Annotated in this window: 20 protein-coding genes; 14 read left to right on the plus strand and 6 right to left on the minus strand. The window is 43.9% G+C overall.

Features of this window, described 5'->3' with window-relative positions; all coding sequences use genetic code 11:
• The first annotated feature begins 27 nt into the window (after positions 1-27).
• The 10 genes from fabG to R7Z78_RS14825 all read left to right on the plus strand — a co-directional run bounded on the left by fabG (position 28) and on the right by R7Z78_RS14825 (position 9,386).
• A complete protein-coding gene (gene fabG, locus R7Z78_RS14780) occupies positions 28-762 on the plus strand; it encodes a 3-oxoacyl-ACP reductase FabG (protein ID WP_031781117.1) in 735 nt (244 codons plus the stop codon).
• Between the two features lie 246 nt (positions 763-1,008).
• Positions 1,009-1,242, plus strand: coding sequence for an acyl carrier protein (gene acpP, locus R7Z78_RS14785; RefSeq protein WP_004406112.1), 234 nt, complete (start codon positions 1,009-1,011; stop codon positions 1,240-1,242).
• A 93-nt stretch (positions 1,243-1,335) separates the two neighbouring features.
• Positions 1,336-2,586, plus strand: coding sequence for a beta-ketoacyl-ACP synthase II (fabF, locus tag R7Z78_RS14790; protein ID WP_033905745.1), 1,251 nt, complete (start codon positions 1,336-1,338; stop codon positions 2,584-2,586).
• A gap of 107 nt (positions 2,587-2,693) precedes the next feature.
• The gene (gene pabC, locus R7Z78_RS14795) at positions 2,694-3,509 is read left to right on the plus strand and encodes an aminodeoxychorismate lyase (protein ID WP_104975488.1); all 816 of its coding nucleotides are present in this window, start codon (positions 2,694-2,696) and stop codon (positions 3,507-3,509) included.
• Entirely contained in the window at positions 3,506-4,522 is a 1,017-nt protein-coding gene (mltG, locus tag R7Z78_RS14800) for an endolytic transglycosylase MltG (protein ID WP_005372950.1), read from the plus strand. The genes pabC and mltG overlap by 4 nt, the downstream gene beginning before the upstream one ends.
• Positions 4,519-5,151: a dTMP kinase gene (gene tmk, locus R7Z78_RS14805; RefSeq protein WP_005387350.1), complete on the plus strand. Its 633-nt coding sequence runs from the start codon at positions 4,519-4,521 to the stop codon at positions 5,149-5,151. The genes mltG and tmk overlap by 4 nt, the downstream gene beginning before the upstream one ends.
• A 24-nt stretch (positions 5,152-5,175) precedes the next feature.
• Positions 5,176-6,138, plus strand: a complete 963-nt coding sequence (locus R7Z78_RS14810; protein ID WP_017633842.1) for a DNA polymerase III subunit delta' — start codon at positions 5,176-5,178, stop codon at positions 6,136-6,138.
• A complete protein-coding gene (locus tag R7Z78_RS14815; protein WP_017633841.1) occupies positions 6,129-6,896 on the plus strand; it encodes a TatD family hydrolase in 768 nt (255 codons plus the stop codon). The genes R7Z78_RS14810 and R7Z78_RS14815 overlap by 10 nt, the downstream gene beginning before the upstream one ends.
• Before the next feature lie 444 nt (positions 6,897-7,340).
• A complete protein-coding gene (ptsG, locus tag R7Z78_RS14820) occupies positions 7,341-8,771 on the plus strand; it encodes a PTS glucose transporter subunit IIBC (protein ID WP_005372959.1) in 1,431 nt (476 codons plus the stop codon).
• Positions 8,772-8,984: 213 nt separating this feature from the next.
• The gene (locus R7Z78_RS14825) at positions 8,985-9,386 is read left to right on the plus strand and encodes a hypothetical protein (protein ID WP_005372960.1); all 402 of its coding nucleotides are present in this window, start codon (positions 8,985-8,987) and stop codon (positions 9,384-9,386) included.
• A gap of 69 nt (positions 9,387-9,455) precedes the next feature.
• On the opposite strand, the gene R7Z78_RS14830 is transcribed toward R7Z78_RS14825, so the two are convergent.
• The 3 genes from R7Z78_RS14830 to R7Z78_RS14840 form a co-directional block, all read right to left on the minus strand.
• Complete coding sequence (locus tag R7Z78_RS14830) at positions 9,456-9,551, minus strand: MetS family NSS transporter small subunit (RefSeq protein ID WP_017633863.1); 96 nt, start codon at positions 9,549-9,551, stop codon at positions 9,456-9,458.
• Entirely contained in the window at positions 9,548-11,014 is a 1,467-nt protein-coding gene (locus R7Z78_RS14835) for a sodium-dependent transporter (protein ID WP_104975487.1), read from the minus strand. Before R7Z78_RS14835 ends, R7Z78_RS14830 begins: the two co-directional genes overlap by 4 nt.
• A 569-nt stretch (positions 11,015-11,583) precedes the next feature.
• On the minus strand, positions 11,584-12,174 hold the full coding sequence (locus R7Z78_RS14840; RefSeq protein WP_005372968.1) for an outer membrane protein: 591 nt from the start codon (positions 12,172-12,174) through the stop codon (positions 11,584-11,586).
• A 127-nt stretch (positions 12,175-12,301) separates the two neighbouring features.
• Here R7Z78_RS14840 and R7Z78_RS14845 point away from each other — a divergent pair, with 127 nt between their 5' ends.
• Positions 12,302-12,394, plus strand: a complete 93-nt coding sequence (locus R7Z78_RS14845) for a YnhF family membrane protein (RefSeq protein ID WP_005372970.1) — start codon at positions 12,302-12,304, stop codon at positions 12,392-12,394.
• A 44-nt stretch (positions 12,395-12,438) separates the two neighbouring features.
• Positions 12,439-13,590 carry a patatin family protein gene (locus tag R7Z78_RS14850; protein ID WP_005372971.1) on the plus strand — a complete coding sequence of 384 codons (1,152 nt, stop codon included), beginning with the start codon at positions 12,439-12,441 and terminating at the stop codon, positions 13,588-13,590.
• Between the two features lie 108 nt (positions 13,591-13,698).
• Here the strand turns inward: R7Z78_RS14850 and pyk are convergent, their stop codons facing one another.
• Entirely contained in the window at positions 13,699-15,141 is a 1,443-nt protein-coding gene (gene pyk, locus R7Z78_RS14855) for a pyruvate kinase (protein WP_005372972.1), read from the minus strand.
• A 410-nt stretch (positions 15,142-15,551) separates the two neighbouring features.
• Here pyk and R7Z78_RS14860 point away from each other — a divergent pair, with 410 nt between their 5' ends.
• Both R7Z78_RS14860 and R7Z78_RS14865 read left to right on the plus strand, forming a co-directional pair.
• On the plus strand, positions 15,552-16,769 hold the full coding sequence (locus R7Z78_RS14860; RefSeq protein WP_005385828.1) for an ROK family protein: 1,218 nt from the start codon (positions 15,552-15,554) through the stop codon (positions 16,767-16,769).
• Positions 16,770-17,131: 362 nt separating this feature from the next.
• Positions 17,132-18,085, plus strand: coding sequence for a chemotaxis protein CheV (locus R7Z78_RS14865; protein WP_005372976.1), 954 nt, complete (start codon positions 17,132-17,134; stop codon positions 18,083-18,085).
• 72 nt (positions 18,086-18,157) lie between these two features.
• Here R7Z78_RS14865 and R7Z78_RS14870 read toward each other — a convergent pair whose 3' ends face one another.
• Both R7Z78_RS14870 and R7Z78_RS14875 read right to left on the minus strand, forming a co-directional pair.
• Positions 18,158-21,232, minus strand: a complete 3,075-nt coding sequence (locus R7Z78_RS14870) for an error-prone DNA polymerase (RefSeq protein WP_104975486.1) — start codon at positions 21,230-21,232, stop codon at positions 18,158-18,160.
• A gap of 27 nt (positions 21,233-21,259) precedes the next feature.
• On the minus strand, positions 21,260-22,663 hold the full coding sequence (locus tag R7Z78_RS14875) for a Y-family DNA polymerase (RefSeq protein WP_005372978.1): 1,404 nt from the start codon (positions 22,661-22,663) through the stop codon (positions 21,260-21,262).
• Between the last annotated feature and the right edge of the window lie 2 nt (positions 22,664-22,665).

The raw sequence follows: 22,665 nt of genomic DNA on the forward strand, positions 1-22,665 counted from the left end.
TGCGATAAGAAAAGGAAACACAACATGATGAATCTAGAAGGTAAGATCGCGCTAGTTACCGGCGCAAGCCGTGGTATTGGCCGCGCGATCGCGGAACTTCTTGTCGAGCGAGGTGCTACGGTTATCGGTACTGCTACTTCTGAAAGTGGTGCGGCTGCTATCAGCGAGTATCTTGGTGATAACGGTAAAGGCTTAGCGCTTAACGTGACCGATGTCGAGTCTATCGAAGCGACACTAAAAACGATCAACGAAGAATTTGGTGTGATCGATATTCTGGTGAATAACGCTGGTATTACTCGTGACAACCTATTGATGCGTATGAAAGATGATGAGTGGAACGACATCATCGATACCAACCTAACGCCTATCTACCGCATGTCTAAAGCGGTTTTACGCGGCATGATGAAAAAACGTGCGGGTCGTATCATCAACGTAGGCTCTGTTGTTGGTACCATGGGTAACGCAGGTCAAACTAACTACGCAGCAGCGAAAGCGGGCGTGATTGGTTTTACTAAATCAATGGCTCGTGAAGTTGCGTCTCGTGGTGTAACAGTGAACACTGTTGCTCCTGGTTTCATCGAAACTGACATGACTAAGGCGCTAAATGATGACCAACGTGCGGCAACTTTGTCGAACGTGCCAGCAGGTCGTTTAGGTGACCCACGTGAAATTGCATCAGCAGTAGTTTTCCTTGCTTCTCCTGAAGCAGCGTACATTACTGGTGAAACTTTGCATGTAAATGGTGGCATGTACATGGTTTAATGCGACAGTTTATGCAAAATAAGCTATTTTACATTGTGAAAAATAGCCTATAGTTGCAGTTAACTGTCATGAACTTGTCATGCTTATGCGCAAGATTTGTGCATGATTTAAGTCAAAAATGTATTGAAATTCGGTTAAATTCGCTAATTTTGTGGTTTGACCAGCAAGGACCCCCTTGCAACTTTCAATAGTTCGAATAAACTACGGAATCATCGCATTAGGCGAAATCTGTAAAGGAAAAGAAAAATGAGCAACATCGAAGAACGCGTAAAGAAAATCATTGTTGAACAGCTAGGTGTAGACGAAGCAGAAGTTAAAAACGAAGCTTCTTTCGTTGACGATCTAGGTGCTGATTCTCTAGACACTGTAGAACTAGTTATGGCTCTAGAAGAGGAATTCGACACTGAGATTCCTGACGAAGAAGCTGAGAAGATCACTACTGTTCAAGCTGCAATCGACTACGTAAACAGCGCTCAGTAATTAGCTCTCCCAGGCGGTCTCCTAGACCGCCTGTGTTCTTTCTAACTTCTTCTATCCTCTCATAGAAATATTCAATTCCCGGAGAATTATATCGTGTCCAAGCGTCGTGTAGTTGTCACTGGCATGGGTATGTTGTCACCGGTAGGCAACACAGTAGAATCATCTTGGAAAGCCCTGCTAGAAGGTCAAAGTGGTATCGTAAATATCGAGCACTTTGATACTACGAACTTCTCAACTCGTTTTGCAGGTCTTGTTAAAGATTTCGATTGCACAGAGTACATGTCTAAAAAAGATGCTCGTAAGATGGACCTTTTCATCCAGTACGGCATTGCAGCGGGTATTCAAGCTCTTGATAACTCTGGCTTACAAATTACCGAAGAAAATGCGGCTCGAGTTGGTGTTGCTATCGGCTCAGGCATTGGAGGTCTTGACCTTATCGAAACTGGCCATACCGCATTAGTAGACAAAGGCCCTCGCAAAGTTAGCCCATTTTTTGTTCCTTCGACCATTGTAAACATGGTTGCAGGTAACCTATCTATCATGCGTGGTCTTCGTGGTCCAAATATCGCGATTTCTACCGCATGTACTACTGGCCTGCATAATATCGGCCATGCAGCACGTATGATTGCCTACGGCGATGCAGATGCGATGGTTGCTGGTGGTGCAGAAAAAGCTTCTACGCCTCTTGGCATGGCTGGCTTCGGTGCAGCTAAAGCGCTATCTACTCGTAATGACGAGCCTCAAAAAGCGTCTCGCCCATGGGATAAAGGCCGTGATGGTTTTGTTCTAGGTGATGGTGCTGGCATGATGGTGCTTGAAGAGTACGAACACGCAAAAGCACGTGGCGCGAAGATTTACGCAGAACTGGTTGGTTTTGGTATGTCTGGTGATGCTTACCACATGACATCTCCAAGCGAAGACGGCTCTGGTGGTGCACTTGCGATGGAAGCGGCGATGCGTGACGCTAACATCACAGGTACTCAAGTAGGTTATGTGAATGCTCACGGTACTTCTACTCCTGCTGGTGATGTTGCAGAAATCAAGGGCGTGAAACGTGCTCTTGGTGAAGAAGGTGCGAAGCAAGTTCTTGTGTCTTCAACTAAGTCGATGACGGGTCACCTATTAGGTGCTGCTGGCTCTGTTGAAGCAATTATCACGGTTATGTCTTTGGTTGACCAAATTGTTCCGCCAACCATTAACCTTGATGATCCAGAAGAAGGTCTAGACATCGACCTTGTGCCGCATACAGCGCGCAAAGTTGAAGGTATGGAGTACGCTATCTGTAACTCGTTTGGCTTTGGTGGTACAAACGGTTCTTTGATCTTCAAGAAGTTCGCTGAGTAACACTATCTAACCTAATTTAGATAAGCGAAACTTGTATTCTAACGGCTCGATGCTTAGCATTGAGCCGTTTTGTTTTATTTGTTGTCTGCTAATTTGAAGGTATGTGAATGTTTTGGGTAAATGGAGTTCCGCAAACGCATGTAGAGCTAGGTGATCGCTCATTCCAATACGGTGATGGAGGCTTTACCACCATCCTGACCCAAAATGGAGAGTTGGTTTACTGGCAGGAACATACTGAGCGCATGAGTGCTTGCCTTGACGCTTTGAAGATCTCTTCACCTGACTGGAAAGTTGTGCATGATTGGGCAAGCAAAGCGGTTTTATCTGACGCACGAGCGGGGGTGAAGATTCACGTTAGCCGCGGTATTGGCGGGCGAGGGTATAGCCCTAATGGGATTGAAGGCCCTATCGTGACGATTTCCAATTTTGCGTTTCCTTCTCATTATTCATCTTGGCAAGAACAAGGTGTGGACTTGGGCGTTTGTAATACTCGTCTAGGGATTCAACCTTTACTTGCGGGACATAAGCACAACAACCGTTTAGAGCAGATTCTCGCCAAGGCTGAAATCGACAATACAGAGTTTGCAGATGCAATAACGTTAAATGTGCAAAACCATGTCATTGAAACTACAATGGCCAACCTTTTTTGGGTTAAAGGTAATAAAGTATTTACGCCGGAGCTGACCTTATCAGGCGTTACGGGCGTAATGCGTCGTAAGGTGCTTGAGTTACTTAAAGTAAGTCATATTGAAGTCATCGAGGGGCGTTTTATACTTCCAGATTTGCTGAGTGCTGACGAGGCTTTCATGTGTAACTCAATATTAGGTGTCGCACCTATTCGCAGCATAGTGACATCGAACTCTAAGACTATATTTCCGATAGGAAAATTGACTCAACGACTGCAAGGGAATTTAACTACGTGATTAAAAAACTGTTGGCTTTTGTTGTGCTGATCGCAGTGATAGGCGCAGCAGCTGTTTTTTATATAATTTCACAGGCTAAACAATACGTTGAAAAGCCTATTCTATTGGAACAACCTCAGCTGTTTACTGTAGAAAGTGGTACAAGCTTTCATCATGTCATGCGCGCCTTAGTTGAAGATGAGGTGATTGAAACATCGGAGTACATCCGTTTAATTCCTCACTTATATCCAGAATTGTTGCAGGTGCGAGCGGGTACTTACCAACTTGAGCCTGGTATGTCGCTTTCGCAAACATTGGAGCATCTGAATACTGGAAAAGAATACCAGTTTGCGATCACTTTTGTTGAAGGCAGCCGCTTTTCTGAATGGGTAGATCAACTAAAAAGTGCTCCTTATTTAAAGCATGATTTAACCGATCTTTCAGAAAAAGAAATGGCTGCGAAGCTCGGAATTGAGAGAGAAAAGCTAGAAGGGTTGTTTTTAGCAGAAACCTACCATTACACAGCGGGTGCGAGTGAAAGCCAGTTATTAAAACGAGCGCATCGAAAACTCAATAAAATACTGGACGCTAGCTGGGAAGCTCGTCAAGAAAAGCTGCCATTACAGGATAAATATGAAGCCTTGATTCTCGCGTCTATCATCGAGAAAGAGACGGCTATTGATTCTGAGCGTGAGCGCGTCGCTTCTGTGTTTATCAACCGATTGAACAAACGTATGCGGTTACAAACTGATCCGACAGTTATTTATGGTATGGGTGACGCCTACGATGGCAACATTCGTAAGAAAGATTTGCGTACGCCGACACCATATAACACCTATACCATCAATGGTTTGCCACCAACACCGATTGCGATGGCTGGTGAAGCTTCCATTGAAGCGGCTTTGAATCCAGAAAGCAGCAACTATTTATATTTTGTAGCAAGTGGAAAGGGCGGACATGTATTCTCGAAATCCCTTGCTGAGCACAACCGTGCTGTTCGTGCCTATTTAAGAGAACTAAGAAAGAACAAATGATGAAAGCAAACTTTATTGTCGTTGAAGGCCTAGAAGGCGCGGGTAAAAGCACTGCGATTAAAACCGTTTTAGATACGCTAAAAGCGGCCGGTATTGAGGATATCGTAAATACCCGTGAGCCAGGAGGCACACCGCTAGCAGAAAAAATGCGCGCTCTGGTGAAAGAAGAGCACGAAGGCGAAGAACTTAAGGACATGACGGAGTTGCTTCTTCTGTACGCTGCACGTGTTCAGTTGGTTGAGAACGTGATCAAACCAGCTTTGGAAAACGGTCAGTGGGTGGTTGGTGACCGACACGATATGTCGTCGCAAGCTTATCAAGGTGGTGGCCGTCAGATTGACGCATCGTTAATGAAAAATCTCCGAGATACAACGCTTGGTGATTTTAAACCTGCTCTCACTCTCTATATGGATATTGACCCTCGTGTTGGGCTTGAGCGTGCACGTGGGCGTGGTGAGTTAGATCGTATAGAGAAGATGGATATTAGTTTCTTCGAGCGTACACGTGAGCGTTATTTGGAGATTGCTCATGCCGATCCTTCCATCGTTATCATTAACGCAGAACAGACGATTGAAGGCGTGTCGCGTGATATTCGGGACGCTCTAAACGAGTGGCTAGCTCGTCAATAAGTGAAACGTAAATTTAGGTGACTCATGTTAAATGATTATCCATGGCTACAGCCAATATGGGATAACCTCAAAGTAGGGTTAGAGTCGGACAGAATACCAGGTGCGCTTTTATTACAAAGCGAGCAGGGCTTGGGCATCGAAAAACTTATCGAGTTTTTTAGCCAAGTACTTCTTTGCCAAAATTACGCGAGTGAAGCATGCGGTTTTTGTCATAGCTGCCAGCTAAATCAATCTCAAAACCACCCTGATTTACACTGGATCAAGCCAGAGAAAGAAGGAAAGGCGATAACGGTGGACCAAATTCGCGCTTGTAACCGTCTTGCTCAGGAATCATCTCAGCTTAATGGTTACCGCCTATTTGTAATAGAACCGGCGGACTCTATGAACGAGTCGGCATCGAATGCGCTGTTAAAGACGCTAGAAGAGCCTGGGGCAAAGTGCTTGTTTTTGCTCGTTACCCACAATCAGGAGCGTCTGCTCCCAACGATTCGTAGCCGTTGCCAACACTGGGTTGTTGCGCCTCCGTCAGCGGAACAAGCGATGCAATGGATGCACGAACAAGGGGCGAAGCAAGTTCCTGCTTATGCCTTAAAACTGAATATGGGCTCTCCAATAAAAACATTGGATGCGTTAAATAATGGTGAGCTCGAAGCTTACTTGGCTTTTGAACGCAGTTTTATTAAGGCAATGTCTTCGCCTGTTTCAGACGTTTCTGAGTGTGCTTCTTTAATCGCTAAACACTCAGAGCAATCACTAGACTGGGCATGGTATTTACTGACAGATGCTCAGAAAGCGCAGTTTGGTGTATCAGAAGCTCAAATGCTTCCGGGCGCGACAAAGTTTCAATCGGACAACTATAACGGTTTGTACTCATCAGCGAAGGCGCTGATGAACCTGAAAGCTCAGGTGCAAGCCTTTCCTGGCCTGAACCTTGAGCTACTATCAATGAATTGGTTAATTGAATCACGAGAGGCATTATGTTCGTAGATTCTCATTGTCATTTAGACAAATTGAATTACGACGATCTCCACATCAATGTGGAAGACGTTATTAACAAAGCTAAACAAGCAAACGTAACTGAACTACTTTCTGTTGGAGTAACGCTGGATTCTTTCCCGAAAATGATGGAAATGATCGAGCCTTATGACAATGTTTATGCTTCGTGCGGTGTGCACCCACTTGATGTTGAAAGCGACTTTTCGATGGACGTATTGCGCCACCATGCGTCGAATGCAAAAGTCGTCGCTATTGGCGAAACGGGTTTAGATTATCATTACAAGCCCGAAACGGCCGCGTTACAGAAAGAGCGCTTTGAGCAACACGTTGATCTTGCAGTGGAGCTCAACAAACCTTTAATTATCCATACCAGAAACGCACGTGCGGATACTCTAGATATTTTGCGTAAGGGTGGGGCAGAGAAATGTGGTGGTGTTATCCACTGTTTTACAGAAGATCTTCCATTTGCTGAAGCTGCACTGGAGCTGGGGTTTTATATTTCTATCTCGGGGATTGTTACTTTCCGTCAAGCTACAGAGCTAAAAGAAGTGGTGAAGACTCTACCTTTAGAGAAGCTTCTTATTGAGACAGATTCTCCTTACTTGGCTCCTGTCCCTCATCGTGGCAAAGAGAATCAACCCGCTTACGTTGTCGAAGTCGCTTCTTATATTGCGCAACTCAAATCGTGCTCTCTTTCTGAAGTGGCACAAAAAACCACCGAAAACTTCCGAGATCTTTTTTTGCGATGAAAAAATAATAAGAGCATAAAAAAGGAGCTTAGGCTCCTTTTTTGTTGATAAAAACAACAGATACGCTCACGAGTTTAATGTTTACTAAAAATGTTGATTTAATAACATTCAAAAATCACAAATGTAATTTTGTTACTAAAAATAACATTGAGGCGTATTTTATTTACGCCTTAAAATTAATTATATAAATAATTAATTCTTTATAAAACAGTAATATAAGTGCAATGCAAACCTTTTCATCGGCTGTTTTTGGGTGTGATCCAAGACTTGTTTTGAAACTAAATTTCGTAACTGTGTGGAAAGTTTGAGGGTCATCAATATATATTTAGAGCCGGAAAATATAATGCAGTTGTGGTTACATTTTCATTGGGTGCTAACCTTTAGGCTACGGGGGTGTGCCGTTAGTGCCCAAATAATACTTATAAATTTATCAGGAGCATAAACATGTTTAAGAACCTTTTTGCTAACCTGCAAAAAGTTGGTAAGGCTCTGATGCTTCCAGTATCAGTTTTACCAGTTGCAGGTATTTTATTAGGTGTGGGTGCTGCCCATCTAAGCTTTATTCCAGAGATCGTTTCTAATCTTATGGAACAAGCTGGTGGTTCAGTATTCGGCCAAATGGCACTTCTATTTGCAGTAGGTGTAGCTCTAGGCTTCACTAACAACGACGGTGTTGCAGGTCTTGCAGCTATCGTTGGTTACGGCATCATGACGGCAACGCTAGGTGTAATGGCGGGCGTTATGGGTGTTGAGAAAATCGATACAGGTGTACTAGGTGGTATCCTTGTCGGTGGTGTGGCTGCTTGGGCATTCAACCGTTTCTTCAAAATCCAACTTCCAGAGTACCTTGGCTTCTTCGCTGGTAAGCGCGCAGTGCCAATCATCACTGGTTTTGCTGCGATCATCCTAGGTGTTATCCTTTCTGTTATCTGGCCACCAATTGGCGGTGCAATTTCTGCATTCTCTGATTGGGCTGCACACCAAAACCCACAGCTAGCATTCGGTATCTACGGTGTTGTTGAGCGTTCTCTAATCCCATTCGGTCTACACCACGTATGGAACGTACCGTTCTTCTTCGAAGCAGGTTCTTGTGTTAACGCTGCCGGTGAAGCTCAAAATGGTGTACTAACTTGTTACCTAGTTGCTGATGAAGCATCTCGTGCTGCTGGTAATGGCTTCGGTCAGCTAGCGGGTGGTTACATGTTCAAGATGTTCGGTCTACCAGCTGCAGCAATCGCAATTGCTCATTGTGCTAAACCAGAAAACCGTGCAAAAGTAATGGGTATCATGGCGTCAGCTGCACTGACTTCATTCCTAACTGGTATTACTGAGCCAATCGAATTCTCATTCCTATTCGTTGCTCCGCTACTATACGGTATCCACGCTCTACTAGCTGGTTCTGCATACATCGTTTCGAACACTCTAGGCTTTGTACACGGTACTTCTTTCTCTCACGGTCTGATCGACTTCCTAGTCCTATCTGGTAACGCTCAGAAGATGGTGCTAATGATTGCCGTCGGTCTAGTTTACGCAGTAATTTACTACGTAGTGTTCCGTGGTGTAATCACAGCGCTTGACCTAAAAACACCTGGCCGTGAAGATGAAACGGAAAGTGCAGCTGTAACTTCTGGCTCTGATATGGGCGGTGAACTGGTTGCAGCGTTTGGCGGTAAAGCTAACATTACTGGTCTAGATGCATGTATCACACGTCTACGTGTAGCAGTTGCAGATACAGCAGCTGTTGACCAAGACAAGCTAAAACAACTAGGCGCTGCTGGTGTTGTAGTTGTAGCTGGTGGTGTACAGGCTATCTTCGGTACTAAGTCTGATAACCTAAAAACTGAAATGGATGAGTGGATTCGTAACCACGGTTAATCGCAGTCATTCATAGTAATGCATAAAAGGAGGCTTCGGCCTCCTTTTTTAGTTCCTATTTTATTAACTGACAGTTCCTTTTTTAGTGTGATCCTAAACTCATCTTTACTTTTGTCAGCTTTTTCATACATCGAGCTTACCCATCGTTGACATATTGATATGCCATTATGTTTGAATAGCGAATAATGTTTTTTTGAATAATTGATAACGTGTATGAAGAACAAATTCATTTTAGTTTTGGGACTAGTTTCTAGTACGGCAATGGCGGCAAGCGAACCAACGGATCTATCAGTTGGTATGGCTGTCGATCAACAATTAAGTGTTGTTGTAGAGTTAGATAACAAATATCGTGGCATTATCGGAAACGATGGTATGGCGTTTGATTACATCGCTAAGCGTGGAACATTCGATCAAAACATGCCTGTGACTTGGTATGTCGGCGTTGGTGGCTGGTATGAATGGGATGACGAGTTTGGTGTGAGAGTACCACTTGGTGTGAACTGGGATTTATCACGCGGCTGGGACCTTTATGGCCAAATACACCCAGAGCTAGATCTTTACAAAGGTGCTGACTTGCAACTTGGCGGCGCCGTTGGCATCAAGTACAGTTTCTAGAATTGAACTAATGTATGTATAAAAAAACGCCGGTAACTACCGGCGTTTTTTTGTATGGAACTTAACGTTCTATTGTTTATTCATGGCTCGCTTAATGCAAACGGCAGCGCCGCCCCAAGTGATACCTAAACCAATAACCATCATAATAATTGCGCTGATTGTCATTTTGCTGTCTCCTTGCGGTTCACTGCGTTGATCACTAGACCAAAGATAAAGAGTGCGGCGATAAGTGCCCAGCCTAAAGTTAGATCATAGCCACCGTAGCCTTCAGTAATTAGGGCGTATAGCTTGGTCGCTAAGATAATGGCGAGCATGATTGGTGTAACGAAGCGTAAGCAGATCTCGAACCATTGACCAACAGAGAAATCAGAGCGCTCGTTAACGTAATTACGTACTTCTGGCACGCGCTTCAATAGCCACGCCATCAAGACAATCTCAACCAGACCACCAACCATGATGCCAACGTTGTTTGCAAAGTGGTCTACTAGGTCGAGTAGCAGCAGACCGCCATTGGTAGCAAACGCCATAGAGACAACGAAGCCAATACCAATCGCAACATTTGCAGCTTTTTTACGGCTCCACTTCAGCTTGTCGATAATGGCTGAAGTTACGGCTTCCATAATTGAAATATGCGAACTTAGACCAGCAACCACCAGTGCAAAGAAGAACAGTGGACCAAGAATATATGGGGCAGGTAGTAGGTTAATTGCCGCAGGTAAAGTAACAAAAGCCAAGCCAACGCCTGCAGATACCACCTCTGTTAACGGCTTACCTTGCTCTTGAGCCATGTAACCCAATACTGAGAAGATCATGATGCCGGCTAGGATCGAGAAGCCACAGTTGATCAACACGGTCATAAACGCGTTATTCGTTATGTCTGACTTTTCTGGTAGGTAGCTAGAGTAAGCTAGCATGATGGCGAAGCCGATACTTAGCGTAAAGAAGATCTGACCATATGCCGCTGCCCATACTTTCACATCCCAAATTTTGCTGAAATCGGGTTCGAACATGTAGTTCACGCCATCTAGAGCTCCTGGCAAGAAAATCATACGTCCGATTAAGAAAATCACCATCAAGAATAGGATTGGCATCATAATTTTAGATGCTCGTTCAATTCCTGATTTCACGCCTTTGGCAATGGCGGTGTAAGTAATTGCCCAAGCAATTACCATGGATAAAGCAATCTTCCATTGAATACTGCCTAAGTCTGTTGGTGAGTTGTCACCTAGCTTTAGGTATTCACTAAAGAAAAATGCGTTGGTATCGGTTCCCCAACCTTGAGTGAACGACAACCCAAAGTAAGAAATCGACCAACCGATAACAGCCACATAGTAAACGGCAATAACTGCAGCCACACCAACTTGGAACCAGCCAAGCCATTCAAATTTAGAATGAATTTTCGCAAGTGTTTTTGGTGCCGAGCCTCGGTATTTTTGTCCCATACTGAACTCAAGGATCATAAATGGAATACCGGCAGTGATCATGGCAAAAATGTAAGGAATAAAAAATGCGCCGCCACCGTTTTCATAGGCCATGTATGGGAAACGCCAAATGTTTCCCAAACCGATAGCAGACCCAACTGCTGCTAAGATGAATCCCGCCCGGGATCCCCATTGTTCTCGCTTCATATTTGACTCCTATAAGACTCCCTGAGGAATGAAGCTCTCTACGTAACACAGTAATAATTGCGCAAATAGTTGGAAGAAAGGACCGCTGTTATCCATCAGCTTTTCTATCCTTAATTCTAACTTCTTATAATTTTATAGAGCTATATTCTGGCTACTGTAAGAGAAAGTAGATTATTAATCTTAAAATTTTGATGTGTGTTTGATAAAACTGAAATATTTATCTGTTTTCACTGATCAGACTAACTTCTAATAATACTTAGCGCAATAGAATCTAAATGTTAATTCAGATGCGTTGTCTGGTTTTAATCTTGTTAAATTTGAGTTTGATTGTGGTTTTATGTGGGTGTGTGGTTGTTTGTCTGGAATAAATGACTGGGATCTAATAATTGCTTTGGTGTTTAAGACTATTTTGATTAATTAGGGCGTACGGCTATCTTTTGTGCACCTATCTAGATGATGCTTCGTTACTTTGCCAAACAATGGTGTTTAGACGATATCCTTTATCGGCTCTGTGCAGGACTCGTTCAGCGTTCTTTGTGACGAGTCCTATAAAGGAACATGCATAAAAATTAGAAGCGGAAACTAAAACCGACATTTGATTGGAATTGGTTCATCCAATCAGTATCGAACTTAATGATACAGTTTGAGCCGTCATTAGGTAGAGTACAGGCGCCAGATGTATCGTTATCAACGACCGTTCCTAACCATCTCAGTTGGGCTGTTAATGCAAAGTTCTTTGAAAATTCATATTCCAGCCCTGCAAAAGCGCTAGCCGAAAATCCGTATTTTTTGTCTACCCAATCCACATCGGCGTAAGAAGCGCCCAAACCTACACCGATATAGGTTTGCCATTTTTCTGCGACAGGATAGTACATGCTGCTTTGGAAGTGCAGATAATGGATATCTGCCGAGTTGGACAGCTTTTCAAGTTCCGTCGATTGATTGGAGTAAAACAATCCGATCCTTCCTTTTTCTAAGGGAGTCTCGACTGAAAGAGCGTAATTCACTGCGGGGTCGAGATCGTATGTATTACCACTTTCATCCTCTACTTGGCCGCCTCCTGTATAGCCTATGTATGGTGTAACGATGATATTCGCTTGTGCATTGATAGCAGTACTCATCATCATGATTCCTACTAGCCAGCTGAGTTTTTGGTTCATGCCCTATCTCCTTATTATGACTAAGCTAATTGTGATGGGTTAGTCAAAATTGCGCGACTAAATTAAGCAAATCTTGAACATATTTCACACCGGTGTTATTAATTTGTTACATATTAAGGAGGTGTTTATGGAACACGATCTAAAATCCGCATTAATCATTGTGGTGACTGTTTTTGCAGTGCTTTTGTCATTTGGCATCATTGCTATTACAACAGCTTAAGATAACCACTTTTACCAAACGTTTTAACAAAACGGCGTGAGCCTATGATACGTAACAGCGGTATAATCACAGAAAGCCATGCAGAGCTTGATGTAAAAGTTTATGAGCACTTTAGGCATGGTAAAACTGCTTTAGTCACGCAAGGTGGAGGGCAGAGAGGGATTTTTACCGCTGGCGTTTTAGACGCCTTTTTACTTTCCAACTTCGATCCTTTCGATGAATTCTATGGCACCTCTGCCGGAGCACTTAACTTATGTTCTTACTTGTGTCGTCAACATGGCATGGGCAAAGCTTTTATTACCGAGCTGACAACGTCTCCTGAATTTTTTAATCTGTTTCGCTATATCCGAAAGCAGCAGTACTTAGGTTTAGAGTGGGCATTAGAACGGATTCAAGATTTCCCATACAAGCTTGACCTTGATTTAGGTCGCAGTGCATTGGGAAAACGAGGGGCGTTTGCTGCGGTAACGAATATAGAGACGCTATCAGATCAATATCTACCAATCTTGGATGACTCGTGGTTTAACACTATGCTAGCGACATGTGCGATTCCCAAGTTATATCACGGACCTGTCGACGTAAATGGCAATAAGTTTGTGGATGGCGGCGTGTCTGCCTCTATCCCTGTTCAAGAAGCGTGGCGTCAGAATGCTCGCAACATTATTGTCATTCGCACAGAGCCGTTTTCAGAGATTGAAGCGAGAGCCCAAAGTGAGGTGGGGGATGTGCCTGTCGAATGGTATCGGGAGTCTATCAACTCAGTACAGCAATCATGGCAGCAAAAAGTGAATCAGTGGAAGCTGGATTGGGCGTCGTTCTTCCAACAAAAAATTAATGCAGCACATCAATCGAAGCTTGCAGGGAAAATGCTGTTAAATGGAGGCCGTTGGTTGTTCGGTGCCGATAACTTGTATCGTTTAAGTCATCTGATTGGTGAGAATTTTGATTCAGGTTTAGCCGACATGCTGATGATTCATTATCAAACATTTGAGCTCACTCAGGCCTTTATATCTGCTCCACCTGACGACACTTTTATTTTACAAGTTGCGCCTAAAGAGGGACTTCGTTCTTCTTCTTTGTTAAGTGACCAAGAGTCACTAGAGCATGACTATCAACTTGGGCTTCAAGCTGGGTTTAACCTAGTTCAACTCTATGACCAGCTGGATGTTGAAATTGATGGTAGAGAGAGTGCATAAACCTTCTTACGTTCACGATGTGCGCAATATACAAAGCATATAAATAAGGCTCCATTTTCGGAGCCTTATTTGCGGGTTCTTGTGGTTAACTCCGGTTAGGTATAACGACTACGCTTGTAGAATGCGCATGCAGTTGGTTGAGCCCACAACATCCATTACATCGCCTTGAGTAATAATGACTAAATCACCTTTGTGCAAGAACCCTTGCTCTTTAAGGCTAGTAATCGCTGCTTGAGCCGTTGGTAAACCCGCATCACTTTTTGACTCGAAATATACAGGTGTCACGCCTCGGTATAATGCTGCTCGATTTAGTGTCGATTCATTCCGTGATAAGGCAAATATTGGCAAGCCAGAGCTTAAGCGAGACATCATCAACGCAGTCCTGCCGGACTCAGTTAACGAGATCATCGCTTTAATTCCTTCCATGTGATTCGCAGAGTACATGGTTGCCATTGCGATGGTTTCTTCAGCGGTTTCGAAGGTTCTATCTAAGCGATAGGTTGATAGACTTGCCTCCGACATTTTTTCTGCCCCCACACATACTTCGGCCATGGATTTGACCGTTTCTACAGGATATTTACCTGCAGCGGTCTCTCCAGAAAGCATCACCGCGTCAGTGCCGTCTAGAACCGCATTGGCCACATCCATCACTTCAGCACGCGTTGGCATTGGGCTAGTAATCATGGACTCCATCATTTGTGTCGCAGTAATCACGATACGGTTTAAACTGCGTGCGCGGCGAATCAGTTTTTTCTGGACACCTATGAGCTCAGGGTCACCGATTTCTACACCAAGGTCACCACGTGCAACCATCACCACATCGGATGCGAGAATAATGTCGTCAATAGACTCATTGGTCGCGACGGTTTCTGCTCGTTCGACTTTAGCCACTAACATGGCTTCAAGGCCTGCATCTCTGGCTAAGCGTCGAGCGTAATGCATATCTTCGCCGTTACGCGGGAATGAAATAGCAAGGTAGTCTACTTGAATTGCTGCGGCGGTAAGAATGTCGGCTTTATCTTTCTCTGTGAGCGCATCGGCTGACAATCCGCCGCCTTTTTTGTTGATCCCTTTATTGTTGGACAGTGGACCACCGACAATCACACGGGTATGAACTTTATTACCCTCTACTTTGGTAACTTGCAGCTGAACGCGTCCATCATCGAGTAATAAAATGTCATTTGGTGAAACATCTTGCGGTAGTTCTTTATAATCTAACCCTACAGATTCTTGATTGCCTTCACCTTTTGGTAAATCACTATCTAATGTGAATTTATCGCCCACATTCAAAATGACTTGGCCGTCTTTAAACGTTGATACACGGATTTTAGGGCCTTGTAAGTCACCAAGAATTGCAACCTGACGCCCAAGTCTTGCTGCAATGGTACGGACTTTGTTCGCACGTTGAATGTGGTCTTCACTGGTTCCATGTGAAAAATTCATACGGACAACGTTTGCACCGGCTTTGATGATCTCCTCAAGTATATTGTCCTTATCCGTTGAAGGACCCAGCGTAGTGACAATTTTTGTTCGTCTTAATTTGGAAGTCATAGATTCTCCGATGAATGTGTGTGTAAAGGTAACTTGAACTCTATCCTTACTTTACGCAATCGCTCTCAAGGTTAGCCTCGTTGCTGAGCCCACACCTTAAAGCTATTTGAATATAAGTATATGCACAGAATGTTTACATTAAGAGTAACCCCGGTAAAACAGACAGATATTCGACAGGCAATGGCCTTATTGATAAAAATGCGCTGCTTTAAAGGCACTACTTCATAATTTAGTGGATAAAAATAAGTTATTTTTCAAACAATTTAACAGGAGTAGATTCTTCGTTATTTGATTGAATACACAAACAAACAGGTTTATACGTGATGCTTGTCACGGGGATTTATTAATTCACTTCACAATTAGTTCGCAAAGTAAAAAAATTGTCCCGTTATAGAATTTCGGAGTGCAAGATGTACATGGCTCAACCGGGCCATATTGATCATATCAAACAGGTCAATGCTGGTCGTGTATATAAACTAATTGACCTAAAAGGTCCTATTTCTCGAATTGATTTGTCCAAGCAGAGTGAGCTTGCTCCTGCTAGTATCACCAAAATCACTCGAGAATTAATTGAAGCGCACTTGATTCATGAAACGACAGTACAAGAAGCGACGAGTCGTGGTCGACCTGCTGTCGGTTTGCAGGTCAATAATGAAGGCTGGCAATTTTTGTCAATGCGTTTGGGGCGGGGTTATTTAACCATTGCTTTGCATGAGTTAGGCGGTGATGTACTAATCGATACTAAAATCGAGATACACGAGCTTGATCAAGACGATGTGCTTGAGCGCCTGCTTTACGAAATTGATGAATTCTTTCAGACTTACGCGGATCAACTTGATCGGGTTACCAGTATTGCCCTTACGCTGCCTGGTCTCGTGAACTCAGAGCAAGGTGTCGTTTTGCAGATGCCTCATTACAATGTCGAAAATCTTGCTCTTGGACCAGAGATATACAAAGCAACAGGCTTGCCAGTTTTCATTGCCAATGACACGCGAGCTTGGGCATTAGCAGAAAAGCTTTTTGGTCATTCTCAAGATAATGACAACTCCGTTCTTATCTCTATCCACCACGGTTTAGGTGCGGGCATCATTCTGGATGGGCGCGTTTTGCAAGGCCGTCACGGTAACATTGGTGAACTCGGGCATATTCAAATTGACCCAAATGGAAAACGTTGTCATTGCGGCAATATTGGCTGTTTGGAAACCGTTGCCAGTTCTCAGGCAATTCGTGAAGAAGTCGTAAGACGAATCGCTGATGGCGAAGACTCTATTCTTGCTAAACAAGAGGAAATGAGTATTGAGAGCATTTGTGAAGCCGCTGCAAACGGTGATCCTTTGGCCGTCGATGTGATTGAAAAACTTGGACGCTACTTAGGCTCTGCAATTGCTATTGTGATCAACTTATTTAACCCTGAGAAAATCTTGATCGGTGGTGTGATTAACCAAGCAAAAGATGTGCTTTATCCTGCGGTTCGTCGCTGTATCGAAGAGCAGAGTTTACCTGTTTATCACCAAGATCTTGAGCTGGTGGAGTCTCGTTTCTATAAGCAAGCCACAATGCCTGGTGCCGCATTGATTAAGCAAGCGTTGTACGATGGTCAACTATTGATGAAGGTTGTGGAAGGTTAAGTCTTTTTAACATGATGATGTGCCGGGCTGTTGAGACTGCATTTGTAGGTGATTTAGGGTGAGACTTAACGGCTCACCCTTTTTGATCGCCTATTACTAGAAAGGGAATTTGAGTTATGTTGCATTGCTATATCTGCGCCATTCATGTAATTTCCTAAAAAGCTCAAGTAAATAAACAAAATGGCTTTCAATGTGCTGCGTGACTTTGCGTCTGATGCAAAGAGAAGTAATACGCTAAAACTGTTGTACTTTAAAGCTGTGCTCGAAAAGCCAAATATTTTAAGGTTATTTGGTTATATAACCTTGCTGTGTCTGTACTGATTTCGAGTAAAATAAGAATTATCCATAATTTAGGTAGTAGTATGTCCGGAGTGTTAAATACGGTTGACCAGCGTACAAACTTGGTTGGTGAAAATCGACTAGAGCTTCTGCTGTTCACTTTAAATAGTCGCCAATTATTTGCGATTAATGTGTTCAAAGTGAAAGAGGTCATCAAGCTTCCACCGTTAACCAAGCTCCCTGGATCGCACTACAATATTCGTGGGGTTGCTTCTCTACGAGGTGAAGCGGTACCAGTGATTGATTTACGAGGCGCAATTGGTTTTCCTGCTTTACGTGGTGAAGCGGAAGAAGAAAATTTGATCGTGACAGAGTACAACCGCACGGTGCAGGGCTTCTTAGTCGGTCCGGTTAAAAACATTATTAATACGGCATGGACTGAAATTCAGCCGCCTCCTTCCACGTCTGGTCGCTCGAATTACCTCACGGCTATCACGCAAATCAAAGAGGGGGATGCCTCTCAAATTGTCGAAATTATTGACGTTGAAAAAGTTTTAGCGGAGATCGTACATTACGACGTGACTATCTCGGAGGACATTCTCGATCAAGAATTGGCCCAAGCAATGGTCGGGCGTAATGTTCTGATTGTGGATGATTCCTCTACAGCTCGTAATCAAGTTCGCGATACGCTTTCTCAATTAGGTATGAATATCATCGAGTGTCGTGACGGGCTAGAAGCGTTAACGGTTTTAAAACGTTGGTGTGATGAAGGTAAAGATGTAGAAAAAGAGCTGTTGATGATGATTACGGATGCTGAAATGCCTGAAATGGATGGTTATAAACTGACCCATGAAGTGCGCCAAGATCCACGTATGTCTAAGTTGTTTATCACATTGAACACTTCTCTGAGCGGTAGTTTTAATGAAGCCATGGTACAAAAAGTAGGCTGTGATCGCTTTATATCTAAATTCCAACCGGATCTGCTGGTTGAAGTTGCTCAAGACCGATTACGCCAGATGCTTTCTAAAAGTGCATGATTAGATCTAGTGAAATCAGAGGGAGCGCACCTCTCTCTGATTTTTAACATCTCTCTCCTTAATTCCTCTGTACTAATGGAAATCCCGAGATTTACTTTGTAGATTGTTCAAGTAGTGCGTGCAATCAATCAACTTACCAGCAATAACGTGCGTGACTTCTCCCTCTCTTTCAAGAATGCCTTTCACCATTAATACTTTAGCGCCTAAATACGCTTGCTTTTGGGCTCGTGCTGTCGCTTGCCAAACGACCACATTAATGTTGCCCGTGTCATCTTCTAACGTAAAAAATGTCACGCCAGCGGCGGTGCCTGGAGATTGTCTTCCTGTTACCACACCTACCACTGTGACCAGTGACTTATGCGGTTTCTCTGTCAGTTGCCTCATGCGGGTAAAGTGAGGGAGTTTGCCCGTTTCTTCTAATAATTTAATTGGATGGCGGCTAAGAGATAGTCCCGTGCTTGCGTAATCCTCAACTAAATTTTCATATTCAGAGGGTCGAGTCTGGTAGCTAACATTGGGTTCTTCGACCTTGTGAAACAATGGTAGGTCAGATAAGGAATCCATTGCTGCCCAGCGAGCGTTATAACGATTTCCCGATAAGGCCTGAAATGCATTGGCTGAAGCCAATAATTCAATGTCACTTCGGCTTCTTAATACCTGCTTTACTTCTTGAATCGATCGGTAACCATTAAGTGGTTTGCGCTCAATAAGCCTTTGTGCGCTTTCTGCGTTAAAGCCTTTCACCAAGCGAAAACCAAGTTGCACGCCGAGCCTGCCATTCGGACGTGAGACGAGATGATGTTGATATTTTGAATGATTGACGCACACCGGCAATACTTCGACGCCATGTCGGCGAGCATCTTGTACTAATTGCGATGGGCTATAAAATCCCATTGGTTGGCTGTTCAACAATGCAGTGTAAAATTCGGCTGGGTAATAATATTTTAACCATGCAGAACAATATGCCAGCACTGCGAAAGACGCTGAATGACTTTCAGGGAAGCCGTACTCACCAAAGCCGCAAATCTGATCGAAAATGCGCTCAGCAAACGCTAAGTCATAACCTCTCTCTTGCATACCATTGATCAGTTTTGGTCTGAATTTAGCGAGATCGCCATTCTTTTTCCATGATGCCATCGCTCGACGGAGTTGATCGGCCTCGCCGCCGCTAAACCCTGCGGCTACCATGGCTAGCTTGATGACTTGCTCTTGGAAAATAGGGACGCCCATAGTCCGCTCAAGAACGCTTTTTACTTCTTCCGATGGATAACTGACAGGCTCTTTGTGATCTCGTCGTTTTAAAAAAGGATGCACCATATCACCCTGAATAGGGCCTGGACGAACAATTGCAATTTGAATCACTAAGTCGTAATAACAAGCAGGCTTTAGGCGAGGAAGCATGCTCATTTGTGCACGAGATTCTATTTGGAATACGCCTATCGTGTCAGCTTTTTGGATCATGCGATACACGTGTGGATCATCTTGTCGGCGAGTGATTTCGGAAATAGAGAGGGATCGCTGGTGATGTTTCTCGACCAGCTGAAAGCACTTTTTGATGGCGTTTAACATGCCGAGTGCGAGCACATCGACTTTTAGTAGCTTCAAGCTTTCTAAATCGTCTTTATCCCATTGAATGATAGTGCGATCTTCCATCGAGGCATTTTCAACAGGTACCAACTCATATAAAGGGCCAGATGAAATTACAAAGCCACCTACGTGCTGAGATAAATGGCGTGGGAAGCCAATGATCTCGTTGACCAATTGGATAAACTGCTGCCCTTTGAGAGATTCTGGTTGTAAGCCAAGTTCAATAATTTGAGCTTGCCAGCCTTGGCTGCGATCTCGGCGATTAACATTCTTAATGAAAAAATCTAATTGGGTCTCTTCAATCCCTAGTGCTTTACCGACTTCACGCACGGCACTTTTAAAGCGATAGCTGATCACTGTTGCAGCAAGTGCTGCACGCTCACGGCCATATTTTTTGTAAATATACTGGATAACTTCTTCACGGCGCTCGTGTTCAAAGTCCACATCAATATCCGGCGGTTCCTTACGTTCTTTACTGATAAATCGTTCGAATAAGACAGCGATTTGTCGAGGATCGACGGCGGTAATTTCCAGGCAATAACACACCACAGAGTTTGCAGCGGAACCTCGCCCTTGGTAAAGAATGCCTTGCTGTTTCGCGAACATTACGATGTCGTGAATAGTAAGGAAGTAGTAGTGGTATTTCAGCTCTTGAATAAGCGCCAGTTCATTCTCGATGGTTTGATTGACTTCTGCTGGCACGCCTTCAGGAAAACGCAGCCTTTTACCACGTTCGACCAACATACGTAAGTAAGAGTCGGGTGTATAACCATCTGGGATCAGCTCGGTAGGATATTCGTATTTTAAATCGGAGAGCTTAAACTCGCATAAATCGGCGATGTAAGTACTTTCTTCCAGCCATTCTGGTTTGTAAATCCGAATCAACTTTTTAAAAGGACGAAGCGCTCGCTCAGTATTCGAAATACGGCCAAAACCGAGTTTATCGACGCTACACCCATGCTTTATAGCAGTAAGTACATGCTGTAATGGCAAGCGTTCAACATCATGCATGAGAACGCCTCCGCAGGCAGTTATAGGTAATTGAAATTCATGTGCTAACTGCTCGCAGTGCGCAATGTACTCAGTATCGTTGTTACTCAAATGGCGCTGAATCGCTACCCACAAACGATTAGCGTGGTGTTGATTGAGCCAGCGCCCCCAATAGTGATCACTCTCTTGATGTGTGGGCAGCCACAATACCAAACAATGTCGAACCGACATCAAATCCCATTCGAACAGTTGATAGTTGCCTTTTTCACTACGTCTTCTTGCGTTTGTGATGATACGACACAACTCGGCATAAGCCTTGCGACAAGGGCAAAGCAGTACGATTTGGCATTCATCATTTAACCAAAACATACTTCCAACGATTTGTTTGATATCGAGTTTATGTTGTTCGATGGTCGCATGGGCTTTGACAACGCCCGCGACTGAACATTCATCCGTTATAGCTAGAGCTTGATAGCGATAGAAAGCAGCTTGGAGTACCAGCTCTTCTGCATGAGAAGCTCCAGTCAAAAAAGAGAAGTTAGACTGACAAAATAGTTCCGCGTAACTCATAATGACCCAACAAAAATAACTGTCGATTTAACAAAAATAGCCATGAAGAAACCAGTGCTTGTGCTGATCGCGAAATATCCATAACCAGCGGCCTTGCTTGGTGTGTGCAATGTAGTAATCACGCATGATCTCATCACCATCCCACCACCCAGAAACTATTCGCTCAGGTCCGTGGACCAAAGAAACTTGTTCTTGCAATACAATGGGAGTGGGTAATTGCATTGCGGGGCGTAGTATGGAGGGTATGGCGTGCCCCTTTTTATCTGGAGCATCAGCAGGGCGATACTGACTGGCCTTTTCTGGTCTAGGATCGCAAGCAATATTGGGTTTTAAAACGGCACTTTTCCCCAATTTAGCTTGCAGTAAAGAGAGCAGCTCTAAAGCATTCATGTTTCCTTTCTGCCCAGCAAAGAGATCGCGTGATGCACTAAGAGGCTCACCTTGACGGATGACTTTTAACGTTAGCCCTGTGACTGGGCCATTAAGCGAGAGTGACTCTAAGCTCAAACTCGCTAACTGTTGCCAACGCTGACATAGGTAATCACCTTGCGCAGAAGTGAGTTGAAGGTGTTGCTCTTGTTTCTCACGCTGGTGGAGTGTTAAACACAGTTCAAAAGCGACCTTATCTCTTAATTTAAGAAAGGTTTCGAGTTGACGAAGTAATTTGGCCAACGGTTTTTCAATCCACTGAACGTTTTCGATCTCAAACAACAGCTCTAAATAAACTTGGAAGGATTCGGTAGGGTGATAAAGGTCGACAGGGTGTTTAAACTGCCCAGTCAGTCGACCAACGTAGTTCACCAAATCGATATCAAAGCGTCGTGCGATGTCTTGCAATGGCAGTTCAAGCAGGTTTTGCAATGTGGTGACGCCTACACGTTGTAACTTCTCTACTGTAGCGCTTGATAAATCTGCCAGTGTTAACGGTAATGGTGATAGGACTTTTTGTATGGCAGATTTGTCTTCACTGATGACGTTCGCTCCTGATATTGCCATCAATTTGGCAGCAAAAGGCGAAAAACCACATCCGAATTGAAAACTCAGTTTCAGCTCCGATAAGTGAGCTCTGACTTTATTCCAATAGTTTTCAAGCCCTTCATACAGAGCGAGCATTGGAGTAGCACGCAGTAAAATACCTTGGTTTGGCATCAACACAACGTCAGATGTGATCAAATACAGCCATTGAGCAATTTCTTGTAACTTGCTCCATTCGGTGTGCGGATGATAAGGATGCACTTGTAAATCTCGACACAAGGACGCAGCACTGCCTAGGCCCATACCTGGTTTAATGCCTTGTTGTTCGGCAATCTCGTTGTATTGAATAATCTGGCAACGTTGGCTTTCGACAATCACCACGGGTTGTTCTTGGTTATCACCAAAGAGTGCGTCTAGCTGCAGGCGAGGGAAGTGCAAGTAAATCCACAGAGCCATAT

Origin of the sequence: Vibrio sp. 1167 (assembly GCF_033340375.1) — a bacterium.
Lineage (GTDB): Bacteria > Pseudomonadota > Gammaproteobacteria > Enterobacterales > Vibrionaceae > Vibrio > Vibrio alginolyticus.

Excerpts from the sequence above, each read along its gene's own strand:
- R7Z78_RS14860 (WP_005385828.1), top strand. The coding sequence starts at position 15,552 with ATGTACATGGCTCAACCGGGCCATATTGATCATATCAAACAGGTCAAT.
- R7Z78_RS14865 (WP_005372976.1), top strand. The coding sequence starts at position 17,132 with ATGTCCGGAGTGTTAAATACGGTTGACCAGCGTACAAACTTGGTTGGT.
- R7Z78_RS14875 (WP_005372978.1), bottom strand. The coding sequence starts at position 22,663 with ATGGCTCTGTGGATTTACTTGCACTTCCCTCGCCTGCAGCTAGACGCA.
- R7Z78_RS14840 (WP_005372968.1), bottom strand. The coding sequence starts at position 12,174 with ATGAACCAAAAACTCAGCTGGCTAGTAGGAATCATGATGATGAGTACT.
- pabC (WP_104975488.1), top strand. The coding sequence starts at position 2,694 with ATGTTTTGGGTAAATGGAGTTCCGCAAACGCATGTAGAGCTAGGTGAT.
- R7Z78_RS14870 (WP_104975486.1), bottom strand. The coding sequence starts at position 21,232 with ATGAGTTACGCGGAACTATTTTGTCAGTCTAACTTCTCTTTTTTGACT.
- pyk (WP_005372972.1), bottom strand. The coding sequence starts at position 15,141 with ATGACTTCCAAATTAAGACGAACAAAAATTGTCACTACGCTGGGTCCT.
- tmk (WP_005387350.1), top strand. The coding sequence starts at position 4,519 with ATGATGAAAGCAAACTTTATTGTCGTTGAAGGCCTAGAAGGCGCGGGT.
- R7Z78_RS14815 (WP_017633841.1), top strand. The coding sequence starts at position 6,129 with ATGTTCGTAGATTCTCATTGTCATTTAGACAAATTGAATTACGACGAT.
- R7Z78_RS14810 (WP_017633842.1), top strand. The coding sequence starts at position 5,176 with ATGTTAAATGATTATCCATGGCTACAGCCAATATGGGATAACCTCAAA.
- fabG (WP_031781117.1), top strand. The coding sequence starts at position 28 with ATGAATCTAGAAGGTAAGATCGCGCTAGTTACCGGCGCAAGCCGTGGT.
- R7Z78_RS14850 (WP_005372971.1), top strand. The coding sequence starts at position 12,439 with ATGATACGTAACAGCGGTATAATCACAGAAAGCCATGCAGAGCTTGAT.
- R7Z78_RS14830 (WP_017633863.1), bottom strand. The coding sequence starts at position 9,551 with ATGACAATCAGCGCAATTATTATGATGGTTATTGGTTTAGGTATCACT.
- R7Z78_RS14835 (WP_104975487.1), bottom strand. The coding sequence starts at position 11,014 with ATGAAGCGAGAACAATGGGGATCCCGGGCGGGATTCATCTTAGCAGCA.
- R7Z78_RS14845 (WP_005372970.1), top strand. The coding sequence starts at position 12,302 with ATGGAACACGATCTAAAATCCGCATTAATCATTGTGGTGACTGTTTTT.
- R7Z78_RS14825 (WP_005372960.1), top strand. The coding sequence starts at position 8,985 with ATGAAGAACAAATTCATTTTAGTTTTGGGACTAGTTTCTAGTACGGCA.
- ptsG (WP_005372959.1), top strand. The coding sequence starts at position 7,341 with ATGTTTAAGAACCTTTTTGCTAACCTGCAAAAAGTTGGTAAGGCTCTG.
- acpP (WP_004406112.1), top strand. The coding sequence starts at position 1,009 with ATGAGCAACATCGAAGAACGCGTAAAGAAAATCATTGTTGAACAGCTA.